Origin of the sequence: Salinibacterium sp. NK8237 (assembly GCF_015864955.1) — a bacterium.
Taxonomy (GTDB): domain Bacteria; phylum Actinomycetota; class Actinomycetes; order Actinomycetales; family Microbacteriaceae; genus Rhodoglobus.
In genome coordinates this window covers 1923119-1941995 of the sequence record NZ_JADYWE010000001.1, presented here as the reverse complement: position 1 = coordinate 1941995, position 18877 = coordinate 1923119, and the positions used below count along the sequence as shown (strand labels likewise).

At 60.0% G+C, this 18877-nt stretch carries 12 protein-coding genes; 3 read left to right on the top strand and 9 right to left on the bottom strand.

The window, feature by feature from the left end; all coding sequences use genetic code 11:
- Positions 1-16: 16 nt before the first annotated feature.
- The 7 genes from I6E56_RS09380 to I6E56_RS09350 all read right to left on the bottom strand — a co-directional run bounded on the left by I6E56_RS09380 (position 17) and on the right by I6E56_RS09350 (position 7585).
- On the bottom strand, positions 17-1009 hold the full coding sequence (locus tag I6E56_RS09380) for a LacI family DNA-binding transcriptional regulator (protein WP_197137595.1): 993 nt from the start codon (positions 1007-1009) through the stop codon (positions 17-19).
- Between the two features lie 68 nt (positions 1010-1077).
- On the bottom strand, positions 1078-2499 hold the full coding sequence (locus I6E56_RS09375; protein ID WP_197137593.1) for a GH1 family beta-glucosidase: 1422 nt from the start codon (positions 2497-2499) through the stop codon (positions 1078-1080).
- The gene (locus I6E56_RS09370; RefSeq protein WP_197137591.1) at positions 2499-3410 is read right to left on the bottom strand and encodes a carbohydrate ABC transporter permease; all 912 of its coding nucleotides are present in this window, start codon (positions 3408-3410) and stop codon (positions 2499-2501) included. The genes I6E56_RS09375 and I6E56_RS09370 overlap by 1 nt, the downstream gene beginning before the upstream one ends.
- Entirely contained in the window at positions 3407-4504 is a 1098-nt protein-coding gene (locus tag I6E56_RS09365) for a carbohydrate ABC transporter permease (protein ID WP_197137590.1), read from the bottom strand. Before I6E56_RS09365 ends, I6E56_RS09370 begins: the two co-directional genes overlap by 4 nt.
- Before the next feature lie 69 nt (positions 4505-4573).
- On the bottom strand, positions 4574-5887 hold the full coding sequence (locus tag I6E56_RS09360; RefSeq protein ID WP_197137588.1) for an extracellular solute-binding protein: 1314 nt from the start codon (positions 5885-5887) through the stop codon (positions 4574-4576).
- 173 nt (positions 5888-6060) lie between these two features.
- A complete protein-coding gene (locus I6E56_RS09355) occupies positions 6061-6609 on the bottom strand; it encodes a thioesterase family protein (protein ID WP_197106961.1) in 549 nt (182 codons plus the stop codon).
- Positions 6610-6679: 70 nt separating this feature from the next.
- Positions 6680-7585, bottom strand: coding sequence for an endonuclease/exonuclease/phosphatase family protein (locus I6E56_RS09350; protein WP_197137586.1), 906 nt, complete (start codon positions 7583-7585; stop codon positions 6680-6682).
- A gap of 198 nt (positions 7586-7783) precedes the next feature.
- Here I6E56_RS09350 and I6E56_RS09345 point away from each other — a divergent pair, with 198 nt between their 5' ends.
- Together I6E56_RS09345 and I6E56_RS09340 are read left to right on the top strand one after the other, a co-directional pair.
- Positions 7784-11302: a bifunctional RecB family nuclease/DEAD/DEAH box helicase gene (locus I6E56_RS09345; RefSeq protein ID WP_197137584.1), complete on the top strand. Its 3519-nt coding sequence runs from the start codon at positions 7784-7786 to the stop codon at positions 11300-11302.
- A gap of 45 nt (positions 11303-11347) precedes the next feature.
- On the top strand, positions 11348-12193 hold the full coding sequence (locus I6E56_RS09340) for a hypothetical protein (RefSeq protein WP_197137582.1): 846 nt from the start codon (positions 11348-11350) through the stop codon (positions 12191-12193).
- A gap of 76 nt (positions 12194-12269) precedes the next feature.
- Here the strand turns inward: I6E56_RS09340 and I6E56_RS09335 are convergent, their stop codons facing one another.
- Together I6E56_RS09335 and I6E56_RS09330 are read right to left on the bottom strand one after the other, a co-directional pair.
- Positions 12270-13475 carry an McrC family protein gene (locus I6E56_RS09335; protein WP_197137580.1) on the bottom strand — a complete coding sequence of 402 codons (1206 nt, stop codon included), beginning with the start codon at positions 13473-13475 and terminating at the stop codon, positions 12270-12272.
- Entirely contained in the window at positions 13456-15612 is a 2157-nt protein-coding gene (locus tag I6E56_RS09330; RefSeq protein WP_197137579.1) for an AAA family ATPase, read from the bottom strand. Before I6E56_RS09330 ends, I6E56_RS09335 begins: the two co-directional genes overlap by 20 nt.
- Positions 15613-15921: 309 nt before the next feature.
- On the opposite strand from I6E56_RS09330, the gene I6E56_RS09325 reads away from it, so the two are divergent.
- Positions 15922-18801, top strand: a complete 2880-nt coding sequence (locus I6E56_RS09325; protein WP_197137572.1) for an SNF2-related protein — start codon at positions 15922-15924, stop codon at positions 18799-18801.
- The last annotated feature ends 76 nt before the right edge of the window (positions 18802-18877 follow it).

Genomic DNA, 18877 nt, shown 5'->3' with positions numbered 1-18877 from the left:
CAGTGGCGAAACCTAGCTACGCAGAATCGCGGATGACGAGCTCAGTATCGAGGGTCGTCACGGTGTCGACTGGTCGATTTTCAATCAGGCCGACAATCATTTCGGCCATGCGGCGGCCCATCTCGACGGAGGGTTGACGCACTGTCGTCAGTGGTGGAGTCGCGGTGCTCCCGTAGTTGTCGTCGTCGAAACCGACCACGGCGATATCGTCGGGCACAGAGAGCCCGGCTTCGCGGATGGCCGAATAGGCGCCGATAGCCATTTGGTCGTTGGCGGCGAAGATTCCGTCGATCGGCTCGCCGCGGGCAAGCAGTCGACGCATTGCTTCTGCTCCGGAGGGCGGAGAGAAGTCGCCGACTTCCACCAGATCGCTCGTGAGTCCGTGCTTGCCGAGAGTGGCGTGGAAGGCAGAAAGGCGGTCTACGCCCGGGGGCATATCTTGCGGGCCGGCGATCGTAGCCAGCTTGGTGCGGCCGGAAGCGATCAAATGCTCAACGGCAGTGCAGGCCCCAGCGAAGTTGTCGACATCCACGTAGTAGTTATCGCCGCCAACGTCGCTGAGCGGGCGCCCACCGAACACGACAGGCAGGGTGCGGCTGAGCTCAGAGTAGGAGTGGTCGCCCGTGTGGTGCGACACCACGAGAGCACCATCGACGTTGCCGCCGAGCAAGTAGCGCCGCGTCTTGTGTGATGCGGCCCCTGACTCGATGATCATGTTGAGCGTGTAATCGGTGTCTTCGAGATAGAGCGCAACGCCCTGCACGACCGCCGCGAAGAAGGGGTCATCGAAGACCTTGGCTGCCGATTCCGGAACCACCATCGCGATGGCCTGCGTCTTGCGACTCACGAGCGAACGGGCAGCGCGATTGGGCACGTAGTTGAGCTCGTCGATTGCGGCCTGAACGACAGCGGTGACATCCGGGCTCACCTTAGGAGAACCGTTCACCACGCGCGATACGGTGGCGCGCGAAACGCCCGCCTGGGCCGCCACCATTTCGAGTGTCGGCATGGCCCCGCTGCGTAGTTTCTCCGCCACGAGCTCGCTCTCTATTAGAAGGTCTTGCCTAACCCTAACGATCAGGAAGCCTTCTTCGTGGCAGCGATGTGGGCTGCATATTCCGTGGCGCTGCGCTTCGGGATGCGCTCCTGAGTGTCGTAATCGACATAGACAATACCGAAACGCTTGTTGTAGCCCCACGCCCATTCGAAGTTGTCGAGGAGCGACCACACGAAGTAGCCACGCACATCAGCACCGTCAGCAATGGCATCCGCGACCGCCTGAATGTGCTCGGCGATGTAGAGGGCACGCTTCGGGTCATCGATGGTGTCGCCAACGCGGGTGTCGTCGTAGGAGGCACCGTTCTCGGTGACATACAGCGGCGGCAGAGTGGGATATTCCTTGCCGAGGCGCACCAGAAGGTGGTGCAGCCCGCTCGGGTTGACCTCCCAGTCCATGGCCGTGCGCGGAAGGTCGCGAGGGGGCATCGTCACGAACTCGCTGCCGACAAACATGGAACGCCCGGGCTTTGTGGTGGGCCGAAGTCCGGGTGCTGCATCAGCGGGAGCGGGATGCCCACTCACGTTGTCGTCGTGGTAGTGATTCACTCCCAAGAAATCGATGGGGGCGGAGATGATCTCAAGGTCGCCCTCCCGCACATACTGCTCGAAGTTGTAGCCGCGCATGTCGTCAAGCACGTCAGCCGGGTAGGCCCCCAGCACGAGCGGCTCGAGAAACATGCGGTTCCAAATGCCATCGATACGGCGCGCAGCGTCGAGATCAACAGGATCGTTCGGGTCGTTGGGCACGGCGTTCGTGAGGTTCAACGTGATGCCGAGCTCAATTTCGCGGCCCTTCTCGGCGGCCAGCTTGCGCAGGCGCTCGGCAGCCAAACCGTGCGCGAGGTGCTGGTGGTGCAACGCAGCGAGACCCTGATTCGGGTCAGTGAGCCCGGGAGCGTGCTCCCCCGCAATGTAGCCAATCAGCGAAGAGCAGAGCGGCTCGTTGAAGGTTGTCCAGTGGCTGACGCGATCGCCAAGCGCGGTGTAGACAGCTTCGGCATAGTCAGCGAAACGGTACGCGGTTTCGCGGTTGGCCCATCCACCCTTCTCCTGAAGCGCCTGCGGCAGGTCCCAGTGGTAGAGCGTGAGCCACGGAAGGATGCCGGCCTCCAGCAGCGAGTCAACAAGACGACTGTAGAAGTCGAGGCCCTCGGCGTTGGGCTCGCGGTCGCCGGGAACAACACGGGCCCAGCTGGTGGAGAAGCGGTAGGAATCGAGCCCCAGCTTCTTCATCAACTGCACGTCATCGTTCATGCGGTAGTAGTGGTCGACCGCAATTTCGGGGGTGTCTCCGTTGGCGACGGCGAGGGGCTGGCGGGCATAGTAATCCCAAATGGAATCCTCTTTGCCGCCTTCGTGAGCTGCTCCCTCGATTTGGGCAGCCGCGGTGGCGGAGCCCCAGAGGAAGCCTTCCGGCCAGGTAGTGGTGAGAGTGTTCATTAGCCTTTTACTGCTCCTGCCATGATGCCCGAGACGAGTTGCCGTCCCGCGAGAATGAAGATGATGAGCAGCGGTAGCGTCGCCAGCACTGCTCCCGAAAGCACGACCGAGTAGTCCACGTATTTTGCGCTCTGCAGTTGACTCAGCGCAACCTGCAGGGTCGGGTTTTGCGGAGCAACCAGCAGAGGCCAGAGATAATCGGTCCAGGCCGTCATGAAGGTGAAGAGTCCAAGGATGGCCATGGCGGGGCGGGCGGCGGGGATTCCGACGTTCCAGAAGGTGCGGAACATATTGGCCCCGTCGACACGGGCCGCTTCGATGAGTTCGTCGGGAATGACATCCACCAAATATTGACGCATGAAGAACACCCCGAATGCTGTCACGAGCGTTGGCACGACAACGGCGCCGAGGGTTCCTGTCCAGCCGAGCTCTTTCATGAGCATGAACTGCGGGATGATGCCGAGCTGGGTGGGCACTGCGAGCGTCGCGATCACGAAGATCATGAGCCCTTCGCGGCCCTTGAAGCGCAGCTTCGCGAACGCATAACCGGCCAGAGTCGAGAAGAAGATCACCGAGGTGGTGATGATCGTGGAGACGATGATGCTGTTCAGCAGTGACTGCCAGAAGGGCACGGTGGAGAGAACTTCACCAACGTTGATCCAGAAGCGGCCACCGGGCAGCAGCGGCGGCCAGGTCTCGGTGATGGCGGTGTTGTCGCTCGAGCCAACAATGTATGACCACCAGAGCGGGTAAGAACCACCGAGGAAGAGTGCCATAAGCAGGCCATAAACCAAGAAACCGGGGCGCTCAGCGAGACCGCGGGCGCGGGCACGACCGCGACGCTTCTCGTCGGCTACGGCCTGCTTGTCGGCGGCGCGATCGGGGGTTCGTGTGGGGCTCGTGGTGCTCATGAGCTCTTCTCCTCGTCTACGACGGATGCCGCTGGCACGCCGGTGGGGTTGGCCGCGGTGGTGGCGCGGTAGCGCGCAAGTTTCTTCGCTCGACGCTTGGAGATGACCTTCACTTCTGTGGAGGCAATCTTGCGCGAGATCATGAAGTTCAGCAGTCCAATGCCGACGATGATCAAAAACAGCAGCCAGGCAATCGCCGAAGCCTTGCCAAAGTCTCCGCGGTTGAAGGCCATATCCCACAGGTACAGCACGGTCGTCTGGTACTCGCGATGGGCACCGCCGAGGTTCGCGCTGGTGGGGTTGAAGAGCTTCGGTTCGGTGAAGATCTGCAGCCCACCGATCGTGGCGGTGATGATCACGAAGATCATGGTCGGGCGGATGCTCGGCAGCGTCATCGAGAAGAAGCGACGCACGGCGCCCGCTCCGTCCAGGGATGCCGATTCGTAAATGTCGCGGGGAACTGCCTGCATCGCGGCGAGCAGGATGAGCGCGTTGTAGCCGGTCCAGCGCCAGTTGACCATCGTTGCAATCGCGAAGTGGCTTGCGAAGACTTCGCTCTTCCACATCACGGGCTCAATGTTGAACGAGGTCAGGATGTTGTTGATGAGCCCGTACTTTTCGCCGAACGCGCTCGAGAAGATGATGGCGACTGCGACCGGGGTCACGATGTACGGGATCAGGATGCTCATGCGCCAGAAGGTTTTGGCGCGCAGGTTCTGGTCGAGAAGGGCCGCAATGAAGACGGCGGCGACAAGCTGCGGAATCGCACTGAGTAGGAAGATGCTCATGGTGTTGAAGAGCGAGTTCCAGAAGTAGGGGTCGTTCAGTTCAGCGACGTAGTTCTCGAAGCCGATCCACTCCCCTGCGCCACTCAGGATGTCCCAGTCGTTGAGCGAGACAACGAACGTGTAGACGAGGGGGAAGAGCCCGATGAGTGCGAAGAGCACAAAGAAGGGGGCGATGTAGAGGTAGGGGGACGCTTTCACGTCGAGGCGACTCAGACGCTGCCGCCGGGTGAGCTGTGTTGCGTTGCGCTCGGAGCGCTTCTTCGCCTCCCCTGAATCAGGTCGGGGCGGGCTCGTCATCGTCGTCATGAGATATCGCTTTCAAGAAGTGAGGCCCCCGGCCAGGGGATGACCGGGGGCCTCAATTGCTGCTGTGGACTAGTTGAGGTCGAGGTTCTTCAGAACCTCAAGCGCGTTGTTCCACGCGGTGTCACCATCAACGCCCGAGTCGAGTTCCTTGGTAGCGGGGCCGAAGACCTGCTCCTGGATAACTGAGTCGTTCGGGCCCTTGAACTGCGAGGTCACGCCTTCTGCACGCGATCCGAGGATCGTGCCGATGGGAGCATCGTTGAAGAAGGTGCTGAGCTCGCTGGTGCCGGTTACTCCGTCATCCGTCTGAGCTTCGATCACGCTGGGGAAGGTTCCTGCAGCCTGGAAGGCGGCAACTTCGGACTCAGCCGAGGTCAAGTAAGCGGCGAGCTTTGCTGCCTCAGCAGGGTGCTCCGACTGGGTCGGAACGGTCAGGAAGGCGCCGCCCCAGTTTGCTGCTCCACCGGGGAAGACGTCTGCGAAGTCCCAGCCAGTGCTAGCGTCTCCGCCTGCTGCTTCAACCTGTCCCTTGACAACACCGAGCATCCAGCCGGGGCACATGAACGTAGCGAAAGAGCCATCAGTGAAGGCCTTTCCCCCGCCCCAGTCCCACGCGCTCTGCTCAGCCGAGAGGCCGGATGCTGCACCGTCGGCGAGGAGGTCCCACTGCGACTTGAGGTCGGCATTGCCTTCGATGTCGATCTCACCGTCAGCGGTGTAGTAGCCCTCGTCAAGCTGGTTGACCATGGCGTTCCAGACGAAGCCGGAGTGGTCGTAGAAGGCTGCGCCGGTTGCGGCGTTGTAGTCCTTGCCAACCTGGAAGAAGTCTTCCCACGTTGCGCTGTCGCCACCGAAGAGTTCGGCTACGGCGTCGCGGTCAGACGGCATGCCAGCTTCTTCGAGAAGGGCGCCGTTGTAGCAGAGGCCCTCGGGGCCGATGTCGGTTCCGTAACCGATGATGCGGCCGTCCGCGTCGGTGCCCTGAGCGAGCTTCCAGTCGACCCAGCGGTCCTTGATGTCGTCTGCGCCGTATTCGCTGAGGTCAACGAAGGTGTCGGAGACTTGCATGACCTGGCCGAGCCATCCTTCTTCAACGGCCTGAACGTCAGCGAGACCGGCGCCTGCTGCCTGCTTGGTCTTCCAGTCGGTCAATGCGTTTCCACCGGTGTCGATGTTGGTCGCGTTGATCGTGATGTTGGGGTTCTCGGCTTCGTACGCTTCGTACAGTCCGTCGAGTCCCATCGTGCCGAAGGTGGTCACGGTGAGGGTGATGGGGCCATCGCTGTCTCCACCGTCAGTTGCCGAGCAACCGGTGGCGAGAAGAGCGAGAGATGCTGCGCCGGCGACGGCTGCAACCATCTTGGTGCGTCGTTGAGATTTCACGGTCACTTCCTTGTGAATGAGGGTTATTGGTGTCCGAAAGAGACCCCCATCAGAAATGAGAGCGCTCTCACGATTGCAGACTGATCTTATGAGAGCGCTCTCTCGATTGTCAAGAGAGCGCTCTCACAAAGCTGAAAGTCATACAAGTCACTGCAAACGCTTGCTGGAGGCGCTTACTCCCAGGTGCTTGGCGCATCGGCGCGACTGACGGGCAGCGCAACATGATCAGCCCACTCTTGGACCCAGTCGGGCATGACGGGTTGTTCGTCATCCCAGCCAATGGTTTCGAGAAGTTCGGCAACGCTCACGGTGCCGCCAGAGCTCCGCAGGAAGCGGGCGCGGGTCATCGCCTGGGCGTAAATCTGGCCGTCGACCACAAAACGTTGCTCGACAAAGACAGCCTTGTCGTCGTAGCCGACGACGCGCGATTCGAGCTGGAACTTCTTCCAGAGATCGAGCGACTTGCGAAAGCTGATGGTCTCGTTGGCCATCACCGGGTAGAAACCCTTGGCTCGAAGCTTCTGCCAGCCGCCGGCACGGATCAGGAGGTCCATGCGACCGATGTCCATGATGGAGAAGTAGCGGCCGTTATTCATGTGGCGCAGCAGGTCAACATCGGTCGGCAAAACCTTCATCGTCATGCTGCCCACATCGGTGATGCCGAGGGCCGATCGTCGCGTGCTGAGGATGCGGTGCAAGATGGTGCGGAAGATCAGATTCACTCGCCCAGATTAGGTGAATCGTGATCGGCTCCCTAAATCGTTTGTAGGGATGCTCTAGCGCGTTGACCTATTACGCGCCGGCAAAACGCACAACGGCCTGCACTGGCGCGTGATCGGATGGCCAGCCGCCCGAATACCTCGTGACATTGATGCCTGTCTTCAGGACAGTCACATCGGGCGTTGCAAGAACCCAGTCAATTCGTTTGCGATTGTGCTTCGGCGGGCCGTAGTTGGGGAACGTTCCCCACACTTGGGTGAGTCGCTCTTCGGCGGTGTTCCAGGTGTCTACGAGCAGTCCGTGACCGGTGAGTTGGTCATAAGGGTGAGTGTCAGCATCCGTATTGAAATCGCCGGTCATGATGCTGGGATACGGAGTCGACTGCACGATGTTTCTCAACGCGTCAGCGGAGTGAAGGCGAGACGTGCGGGACCGGTGATCGAGGTGGGTGTTCACGGCCTGAAAGTGGATGCCGGTGTCGAGGTCGCGGAAAATCGCTTCGACCACGACGCGAGGCGTGCGATTGCCCCACGAGACCGAACCCGAAATATTCGGGGTATCGGAGAGCGCGGACTGTCGCCATTCGACCACCTCCAGACGAGTGGAGTCGTAAAAAATGGGGCAGCCTTCGCCACCCGTGTTCCTCTCGCGACCGTGGCCGAGCGAACGATAGCGCTCCCCTAACGATTGGCCGACAAACCGCGCCTGAGTGAAGAGTGCCTCTTGCACGCCGACCAACGCCGGTTGTTCGGCAGCGAGGAGACGTGCCATCAACGGCTTGCGGCGTCTCCACAGGTCAGGGCTTCGCGGCAAAAGTTCTGGACCGCGACGACGGATGTTGTAGGTCATCACATGCAGGCCGGGGGCATCGACGGGGCCGATCATCGAGCTACCGCGGGGCGGGAACGCCAGCTGGGGCTCACGCTCCGGGGCGAGCGCAGAAAAGTGCTTCGACCGTGGGGTGGTGATTCCCGTCATAGTTCAAGCCTAGGGCGTGGGCTGGCGTTTCGGTGGGGTCGGGCGCGTGAAATGTCTCGTCGAAGTGACTGGTCGAAGTGACTGGTCGAAGTGACTGGTCGATCTGCACGCTCGATCTGCGTTCCTGCGTGACCGATGTGCGCGGCAGCGGCACGGGTCAACGACGATGTCGCTCCCCGGCCATATTCTGATCGAGACATGTACCTACTCACCGATACCGCTCTCGTGACGAGCGCCAGCGATCTGACCCAAGCGTCGAACTGCGAGTTTGGGTTCTTGCGCGTGCTCGACAAGCGGTTGGGGTTCTCTACTGATCCGCTGCCCGCTGACGATGCGATGTTGGAGCGGGCAGCCGAGCTGGGAAACGTTCATGAGGCCCGACTGCGGGATCGCTATCGCGCCGAGTTCGGTGATGCGATGGTCGAGTTCGATAAACCTCCGGGGCGGGATGCCGCTGTTCTGCGTGACTACGCCGCGCGCACGCGCGACGCGCTTCTGGCGGGCGCACCCGTCGTTTTTCAGGGCGTCTTCTTTGACGAAACCGACCCCGAGTCGCCGTTCATTGGCTACGCCGACTTTCTGGTCAAGCAGCCCGACGGCAGCTATCGGGTGGTTGACTCGAAGCTCTCGCGCCACGTGCGGGTCACCGCGCTGCTGCAACTGGCGGCGTATCACGAGCAACTTCAGAAGCTCGGCGTTCCGGCAGACGGCACCGTCGAACTCATTCTCGGCAATGACGCCTCCGAGCTCGCTGCGGTGGCCGACATCGCCCCCGTCTTTCGGCGCCGCCGAGCCCGCATGCACGCGATCATCACTGAGCACCGCGCCGAAGCTAAACCGGTCGACTGGCACGATGAGCGGTATGCGCGGGATGGCCGGTGCAAGTTCTGCACGGAACCCGCCAAGAAAGCCGATGACCTCTTTACCGTCGCGGGGCTGCGCGCCGGTCAACGCACGAAGTTTCTGGCGGCGGGCATCCGCACCCTCTCCGACCTGGCCGAAACCTCGGAACGTCCCGACGACCTCGCCATCCCGAAAGCGAGTTTTGCCAAGCTTCACCTGCAGGCCAAGCTGCAGCACACGGTCGATCCGGCCGACACCCACGCCATCCCGCCCGTCGTTGTCGTTGACCCGCGGCCGATCGCGAACCTGCCCGCGCCCAACGCCGGCGACCTCTTCTTCGACTTCGAGGGCGACCCGATGTACTCCGAGCCGGGAATCGGCGGGGTGCCACGCTGGGGCCTCGACTACCTCTTCGGCTGGGTCGATGCCGCGGGCGAGTTCGATTGTCTGTGGGCTCACTCCCATGCCGAGGAACGGATCGCGCTGCGTTCGTTCCTGGACTTCGTCACGGAGCGGCGGCAGCAGCATCCGGGCCTCCATATTTATCACTACGCCAGCTACGAAAAGACGCACCTGCTGAGCATCGCCGCCCGGCACGGCGAGGGTGAGGATGTCGTCGACCAGTTGCTGCGTGATGGCGTGCTGGTCGACCTGTATCCGATCGTGCGGGGCGCGCTGCGCATCGGAACGCCGTCGTATTCGATCAAGAAACTTGAGCCGCTCTACATGGGCGAGGCCGAGCGCGCCGGCGTGACCAACGCTGCCGACTCCATCGGTGAGTACGTCGAGTCGAGTGTGGCAGCCGCAAACGGCAACGTGCAGCGCGCGACCGAAATTCGCGACGCGATCGCCCGCTACAACGAGTACGACTGCGTTTCGACGCTCAAGCTGCGCGATTGGCTGCGGGCGCTGCCCGAGGTGCAAGGCGTGACGGTTGAGCCGGTGGATGAGGAATTCGAGGGCAAGACCTTCGAACCCAGTGCGCTCGATCTCCAGCTCCAGGCGCTGGGCGACTCTGCCGAAGAGGTGGGCGATGACACCGCTGCGAGCGCCTACCGCATGGCTGCAGCCGCCATCGATTATCACCGGCGCGAGGTCAAGAGCTTTTGGTGGGAGCACTACGACCGCCTCGAGCAGCCGTCGGAGTTGTGGGAAGACACTCGTGGCATCTTCATCGTTGACAGCGGCTCGCTCGATCGCGATTGGCACAAGGAGGGGCGGCAGCGCACCGAGCGTCGGCACCTCTACCTTCGCGGTCAGTGGGCGCCGGGCAGCAGTGCCCCACGCCCGGGCGGCGATGTTTTTCTCGTCTACGGCGACCCGCTGCCCTATTCTCCGCCGGGCCATCGTGCCGGCGCGCGCCTCGCCCGCGGGGTTCGTTTCTCTGACCCCGCCGAGGATGAGGGCGGCATTTTCGTCATCGAAACCCGGCCCGATGACATTCCGGCGTGGGATGAAATCCCCACGCACCTCACGCCGGGACCGCCACCGCGCGCGGACAGCATTGTTGCCGCAATCGAGGAGTGGGGCGAGACCGTCGTGGCCGCCGCACCGGAGTGGCCCGACGACGCGATGTCTGACCTGCTGCTGCGCAAGGCTCCCGCTGAGGTTGCAGCCCTTGAGCCCATGAAGAGCGCGGATGATGGGGTGCGCGCCGTGATCGCCTCGCTGCTTTCGCGGGAGAGTGGCTACCTCGCGGTGCAGGGCCCACCCGGCACAGGCAAGACGTACCTCGCTGCGCACGTTATTCAGCGGCTGGTCGAGAAGCATCACTGGAAGGTCGGCATCACGGCGCAGTCGCACAAGGTGGTCGAGAACGTTCTCGATGCTGTCGTGCTTGACGCGAGCCTTGACCGGGACCTTGTGGCGAAGGCGGTGCCGGGAGAGTTCGGCGTTGGCTATTACGCCGATGGTCCTTTTAGCGAGTTGCCGGCGAATGGTCACGCGGGCTTTGCGCGCGAGCATGACTCGGAGGGCTACGTGATCGGCGGCACCGCCTGGGACATGACCAATCGCAAGCGGGTGCAGGCCAACCAGCTCGATCTGCTCGTCATCGATGAGGCCGGGCAGTTCTCCCTCGCGAACACGATCGGTGTTGCGGCGAGCGCGAAACGCATTCTGCTGCTCGGCGACCCGCAGCAGCTCCCCCAGGTGAGCCAGGGCATCCACCCAGCGCCGGTTGATGGTTCGGCGCTCGGTCATGTGATCGGCGAGCTGGCGGTGCTGCCGGATGACTTCGGCTACTTCCTCGAAGAGAGTCGCCGCATGGATGAGGCCGTCACGCGCCCCGTCTCGCTGCTCTCCTACGACGGCTTGCTGCGATCGCACGCGTCGACGGCGGGGCGGATGCTCGAGGGCTTTGCCCCCGGCCTGCACTCGGTGCCGACCACTCACGTCGACAACTCCACGTACTCCGCCGAGGAAGCCGACCGGGTGGTTGAGCTGGTGCGTGAGCACTTGGGCGCACAATGGACTTCCGAAGCCGACGGCGAGGCAAAGCCGCTCGCTGAAGACGGCATCATCGTGGTGACGCCCTACAACGCGCAGGTGGAATTGCTCCGTGGTCGTCTCGACGCTGCCGGCTATACCCGAGTCGTCGTGGGCACGGTAGACAAGTTCCAGGGCCGAGAAGCGGTCATCTCGATCGTCAGCCTCGCCGCTTCGAGCGCCGACGATGTGCCCCGCGGCCTCGACTTCCTGCTCTCCCGCAACCGCCTCAACGTGTCGATCTCGCGCGCCCAGTGGGCGGCGTACCTCGTCTCCTCGCCAGCGCTGCTCGACTCGCTGCCGCAGTCTGCGGAGGGAGTAGCGACGTTGAGTCGGTTCATCTCGTTGGTTGAGGGGTCTTCTGCCCCAACGTCAATACAAGCGTGAACACGCGGCGTTTCAATTTCAGCCCGTTAAATAGAGGAGAACGAAGTGACTGTTGACTGGAGACGTCAGACTAACCGGGCCGAAGTCCCGATCGGAGCGGGTGACTTTCCTTGGGAGTGGGCGATTGCAATGCCCTACCGTTGTTTGGCGGACCCTGAGCATGGTCTGGTCATGCCCGCGTCCCCGGACACCATCTCGGACGACCATCAGAATTACGATCGACGTTTTCGTCAGAATTTGGCCTACTACACCGCACTCCAGTCATTTCTTACGTACTCCTTCGGGTGGACCCGCCATGACAAAGGTTTGCTGTGGTGGTTTCAGCAGGGGTTGCCGACCGACGACCCGCGCTTCGCCCTGATCAAAGACATTTGGTTTTTTGACGAGACGCTCACCGGATACCTAGCGTGGTCTTTCCAACAGATGGAGCACTTGGCCGAACAATCAATCCTGCCCTTACGCTCTTGGGCAAAAGCGCCCGATCTTCAACCGTTGCCGGTTCCAGAAGAATGGGCCAACAAGTTCCGCGAAGCGCTTAGATCAAGTCCTTGGACAGGCGGGAGCGACCCAATGCACCTTTGGGGTGGCCACCACGCTGGCGCTCCATCGGTTGGCGGCTCCTTTGGCGATCTGAATGAACCGTTGACCCGAGCCCAACTCTTTGGCGTCGATCAGAAAAATCGCAAAACAGTCTTTGTGGCCGATTCGATCAACGGTTGGTACGCGCGACTTGCCGAGCTAGGAGCTGGACTGCCCGAGCTCGCCGGTGGGCGGAGTTGGAACATCGAGGTGTTCGTCAAGCCGATTGGGTTCCTTGGGAGTTACCGGCGTTCTCGAGAAACCGGCCTTTGGTTCTCGGGGCAACATCGATTCCACAGCGTCGGGAACTAATTGGGCGAGCGCGTTGGGCAAGCGTGCCCGAGAACTCTTGGAACGATCACGGCCCGGAAATCCAGAGCTACCAAGATCAAGCTACTCCGTTGCCCGCCGGCAGCGCAGCCTCCACGATCCGATCAATCTGCGCCGATAATTCGTCTGGCGAACGGTCGAGATCTAACGCGTGGCAGACGACTGTAATTCCTGCCTGTGCGATCGTGTACCGCGCTGGCATTTCGTTGCCCGCCGCGTATACGAGGTGGCCAGTCTGCACGTTGTGTCGAATGCAGTAGGCCAACATCTGGTAGATATCTGCGTTGGGAAACCCAGCTGGCTTTTCGGCTTTGTATTTAGCGTCAAAAACAGCACGCACCTGTCCGTCTATTTTCCAGACTATGTCGGGCCTGATCTCGACCTTGCCGTCGACATCGAGCCCTGTAACATCTTGGCCCACGATGGATCCGCCGAAGCGTGCAGCGGAGCGTCGCATCTCGTGCTCCACAAAGCTCTCGAAGACTGCCGCCAAATCGAGCAAAAAGCCTGCGGAGGCAAATCCACCGACTCGGTGGTCTAGTGAACCGCCGGTAAGAATTAGGCGCGCCAAGCCCAGAACCGCCCGATACCGTTCGGTGTTCCGGTTGTGTTGCACGACAGGGATCTGGTCGCCGCGAATAAGCAGGTCCGCTTCGCCGAGCATCCGATCAATTTGCATGACGCGAGCCCGCGCCGCCAGTGAAATACCACCGAGGCCCAAAAGACGTCGAGCCGCCGATCTAATCAAACGGTTTGCCGGAATATTCGCCGTGTACTCGTCGTATTGGAGTTCGGCGGGCAGCGGCAAGCCGTGACGGCGTCTAATCTGTTCGCCGACCAGCCAACGTCCACGAATAGTAGGCTCTGCCGATTGCACTTCGCAGTAGTCGCGCAACACCCCTCCGCTTAGCGCCTGCGCGGCGACAGCGGAAAAAGCCTCAGAAACTGCGGGGTAGAGGTCCGTCGCTTGGTCGAGTTTAACTATGTCTTGGTGCCACTCCCCCCACTGTTGTCCGACTGCAAGAAGGTGGAAAAGCTGTGCAACGGGTACTTTCGACGCGATGCGGACTTCGCGTGAGCCGAGGCGGACTGTCCCAACCCTGCGAATGTTGGTGATTCTCCACGACTCTGGGCCCACCGGCATCACCGCAGCTATGCCTAGGTTGCTGATCGCAGCCGCGGTAGCGCTGTCGAGGTCAACGTCATCCTCTGTGTGCGCCTCTTTGAGAACGAACGGCAGCCCTTCAGGGCCCTGCAATAGCATCCGGCACCTCTTCGACAACGGGAAGAGTCACTGACACAGAACTCGACTGAGCTTTGCGGTTGATGGCGTCGTACCCAAAACGCGCCACGATATCTAAGCCGTCGCCGTAGTGCGCCTCTTCGAGCAGTGGCAAAAGTTGGTAGCGCCATATCTCGCGAAGCCGATCCTCTGAGAGATCTCCGTCTCCAGGCATGAAGTAGCTAGGACCAATCCTTGCGTCGCGGTGATTAATGCTCGCGTTAAGAGAGGTCAATAGTTGACCCACCTTACGATCAAGCCCCCTCGCATCGAGCCATCGATCGAGAAGTCCAGCTGTGGGCTTCTCATCAGGGTGCAGCTCGACAAAGGCAAATCGACGTCGCATTGCGGCGTCTAGTAGGGCAATGGAACGATCTGCGGTGTTCATCGTGCCGATGATGTAAACGTTTTCCGGTAGCGCGAAGTGTTCTGACCGATAGAGAAGCTTCATTTTCTCGTCTCGGTACTCAAGAAGAAAGTAGAGTTCGCCAAAAACCTTGGCAATGTTGCCTCGATTAATCTCGTCTATAACGAGTACATAGTTGAGTTCGGGGTTCTTGGCTGCACTTTTCGCAATCTCGAGGAAAGGACCAGGGACCAGCTCATAAACAAGTCCGTCTTCCTTGACAACTGGCCTATACCCCTCGACGAAGTCTTCATATGAATAGCTGGGATGAAACTGGACGATGACAGGATCAGCGCCGTCGGAGATGTGCCCTGCGATGGCTCGAGCAAGAAACGTCTTACCTGTACCGGGAGGTCCGTAAAAAATCACTTGGCGTTGACGCCAAAGAAGATCCAGAACGCTTTGGAGCCACTTGGGCTCGGTCAGGACTGCGGCTGCAAGTTTCTCGTCGGCGACGGCGAACGGAGTTCGTTGCTTTGGGTCGACGAGGGGTTCGTCTGCACTGTCGTCATCCGGCGCGGATTCGTTTGGATTGTTGAAGTCCGCGGTCTGCGAATCATGGGCCTTGTCCCAAATCAGCCGGAGTTCGCTGCTGTAGTAGCTAATCGGCGCTCCGGACTTCACCTGGAGAGCAACTGTGATCGCTAGTAGGTCGCGATCAAGATCGTTCGTGCTAGTCGCGATTTCTCCGATGAATGCCTCACGAATGAGTTCTTTGTGGTCGTTTGACACGATCGAGACGAAAAACGCAGGGTGGATGAGGTACTCAAGTGCGTGCCGCTGAGACGGAAACCGCTCACCGGGAATTGTGAGAATCCAGTCCCGGAAAGTCCACGGATCTGTCAGCAGTTCATCCCTTTCCTCTTCCGGAATTCGGACCCAAGCAATCGCAAAGTTGACGATAATCGTCATTGCAGCACCGAGGTTGTTGGCCATGCGCATACCAGGGTTGAACGAGCCAAAGGGGAATACGGAGTCAACTTCCGCAGGGATCAGCACAGGGTGCTCCATCAGTTGCAGGATGCCGTTGACTCGAGCTCGCTTTGCCTGCTCCCCGATCGAGTCCGTGCTCGCCGGGAGCAGCTGGAACGCGACTAGTTCGGCCATCAAAAGTTTCGCATCATCACTCACTTCTGCGAGCTGTATAGCGACTTGCTCCATGAAGGTTTTCCCTGGAATAGCTTCGGCAGCTACGAAGTGGGCCTCAAGTTCCCCGGTGACCGCTTCGGTCCACAACTGACGCCCTGGCACGAAAACTGACTCTCCGCGGGTCAGCGCGCGATCGACGTAGAGGCGCGCACCTTCAATTACCTTCTCTTGTGCCTCATCTTGGGGCATCACACGTTCAGACAGATCGCGCTCAAGTTGTTGTTTGTTACCACGTCGCCATTGCGCGTGGAGTCGGCGCGGGACGTCGATGAAGTCAGTCGGATTGGCGTACTTCGAGAGCGCTTCTCGCCCTTCGTCTGTGATTGTCCATGCATTGTGCCCCTTATCTATCCAGCCTGCGATTGGGAGGTAGCTTGTCGCGAACGCCCAATTCGTCTCACCGCGTGGAGTGCCGCTGGTGTTGAGCTCGAACTCGTCGCCCTCGAGCGGGAATCGCTCGCTAACGGCTGCCCACACTGTGCTTCGGTTCAACGGCGTCTGAGCATCTGCTAGAAGTTCCAGCGTGGCCTGGATCCGTCGACCTTGAAGTATCTTGTCTGCCATGGAGCTCTCCTCGGGATCCGAACGTTGTCTGCTGTGACCTATGCAAGGCGCGTGATTCGATTCACCTTATCCGGCACAGTTCACAACGTCGCGTTGATCTGGTTGATCGTCGGAAACCACCCGAAGTGGGACAGGTCAGCTTCGGCAGGCACCGATAACCTGAGAGGATATCTGTGGCCTCTCAGCGGGTCACAACAATGGGGAGGAGGGATCGATGGACGAGCGATCTCAACTCAAATTTCCGCACTTCAGCGAAGTTCCTTTGTTGAGTCCCGGGCGATTGCTTGTGACAGTTGCGGAGCGCACGCTGTGACCGTTCCGCTCAACGAATACCAGGCAAAGTACTTCGCCCACGAACTCCAACGCAGCTACGCAAACGACCACGTGGGCAAACTTGCCGGCCTCTTGTTCGATGCTCAGGTGGAACCGAAGCCACACCAGATCGATGCAGCATTATTTGCGCTGCAGACCCCTTTCCTACCGGGCGTTATTCTCGCCGATGAAGTCGGCCTAGGTAAGACGATCGAAGCAGGCATCGTCATTTCGCAGTACTGGGCCGAACGCAAGCGCGACATTCTGATCATTGCTCCGTCGAGCTTGAGGCAGCAGTGGCAACAAGAGCTTCACGAGAAGTTCCTAATCCCTTCCGCGCTCTTAGATGCCAAGTCGAAGGGCAAGCTGCTCTCGCCCGCAGGAACTCACTCACCTGTGGTGCTGATTTGCTCGTATGAGTTTGTGCTGCGCCACGAGCAGTCGCTTCTGAAGTCGTGGGACTTGGTCGTTGCTGATGAGGCTCACAGATTACGAAACCACTGGAATGGCAAAGCCAAAGTGTCGGAAGCAGTCGCACATCTCATCTCAGGCGCGTCAAAGACAGTCCTGCTAACGGCGACTCCGCTGCAGAATCGGCTCGAAGAGTTGTATGGCTTGGTTTCGGTGTTCAGCCCGGACTACTTCTATTCGCTAGATGCTTTTCGTGAGCGATATATAAAGAACCGAGATCATTCGGGCGACGATCTGGCTGACCGCGTGGCGACGATCTCAAAACGCACCTTGCGTCGGGATGCAGACAAGTACATCCATTTCACCAAGCGCCTGCCGCTGACGGTCGAGTTTGAGCCGTCGCCCGACGAGGTGCGGTTGTACGATCTTGTCAGCGACTACTTGCAGCGCGAGGAGCTATTGGCATTCGCCGGCTCGCAGCGTCACCTCTCTGCCCTAATCATCCGCAAACGGCTCGGCTCATCGACCTTCGCGGTGGCAAGCACCTTGGAGAACATCGCCAACAGGCTTGCTGGTGAGCTTGAGGCTGGACAGCGACGCGACGCGCGTGGCGGACTGTTCCTTGACGATGATCTGACGAGCGACGAGATCGAGGAAGCCGAGGAGATCCACGAGGACGCATTCGGCCCCGGCTCTGATGTTGCACCCGACCCCACTCTGCGGCAGCGAATAGAAGCCGAAGTGGCCGAGCTTCGTGAATTCGCTCGCTTGGCACGTTCCATCACGGTCAACCGAAAGGCCGCGAAGCTTGGTGAGGCACTCGATCAGGGCTTCGCCCGACTTAAAGAAATAGGTGCACCGCAGAAAGCGATCATCTTCACTGATTCTACTAAGACGCAAGAATACATCGCAGCCCATCTCCAGAATATTGGTCGTGGCGATGGGCTTGTGTTGTTCAACGGGTCAAACAATTCGCCAGAGTCGACCGCGATCTATCAGGCGTGGTTGAAGGCCAATAAAGACGGGGACTTGATCACTGGGATCCCTGCCGCTGACAGACGGAAGGCACTGGTCGATTACTTCCGCACCGAGGGCACGATCATGATTGCCACCGAGGCTGCGGCAGAAGGCATCAACCTGCAGTTCTGCTCGATGGTCGTCAATTATGACTTGCCGTGGAACCCGCAACGAGTTGAGCAACGCATCGGTCGCGCACATCGATTCGGACAGAAGCACAACGTTGTGGTTGTGAACTTCTCGAACAAGGGCAACATTGCCGAGCAGCGGATCTTGGAACTCTTGGCGAATAAGTTCCACCTCTTCGAGAGTGTGTTCGGCGCCAGCGATGAAGTCCTCGGTGCGATCGAGGACGGCCTCGACTTCGAGAAGACGATCAGCAACATCCTGACAAGCTGTCGGACAGCCGGTGAACTCAACGAAGCATTCAAGCAGCTAGAGACCGAATATGCCGGCGAGATTTCCGGCGAGATGGCACAGGCCAAGGCGAAGGTTTTCGACAATCTCGACCCACACGTTCAAGACCGGTTGAAAGCGTACGATACCGAGTCCGGTGAGGTACTCAACAAGTTCGAACGACTACTTCTAGCTGTCACCCGGCACGAGCTGGACGGGCTTGCCACTTTTGAAGGCGATGGCCGCAATTTCTTACTGCATAACTCACCTGTCGGCGAGGCCCCAACTGGCCGCTACTACTTCAAGTCACAGCCCCTCGACAACGCTCACCAGTACCGATACGCAAGCCCCCTTGCCCAGTATCTACTGGAAGAAGCAAAGGGGCGGGACACCCCTGGCCGCGAACTCGTCTTCAGCCTCAGTGCTTCAACCCGTGCGAGCGCAGCGGTCAAGACACTCGAAGGTCGAAGCGGTGAGTTGACTGTCGGGCTGGTGACGTTCAGCATGAAGGCCAAACACGACGACGTGTCCGAGTCGTACATGCTGTCGGGAGCCATCACCGATGATGGGGATTGGCTCGACCACGAGTATGTCGCCGACATCCTTGATCTCGCTTGCATGGGATTGAGCGAGACACCAGTTGCGGTAGACGAATCAAAGTTTGTACCGCACTTGGATGCTCGCCGAGCAGAGCTGGAGAAGGAAGTCCAGGGACGCAACTCTCGCTATTACGATCAACAAGAGGAACTGATTTATCGCAACCAGCAGGACCGGAAAGCCGAGCTTGAAAGCTCGATCCGAGAGTATCGGGCGAAAGAGAAAGAGTCGCGCAGGCTTGCTCGCCAGGCTCACGACCCGATGGAACAGTTGCGTTTGAAGAAGGAAGCGCGCAGATGGGAGCAGCGTGTCGAGGATGCAGATGAAGACTTCCGAGAGACGCGCAGGAAGCTTCGCGCTGAGGCCGACAAATACTTGGACCTTATTGAGCAGTCATTGAAGGGCACCCAGCACACCGAGCAGCTGTTTACGATTCGTTGGAAGGTGAGCGATTAGTGCTCGATAAAACAGGTTGTCACTGAGCAGACAACGCGAGAAACGCTTGGTAAAATGACCATTCCTTCGCGCGTCC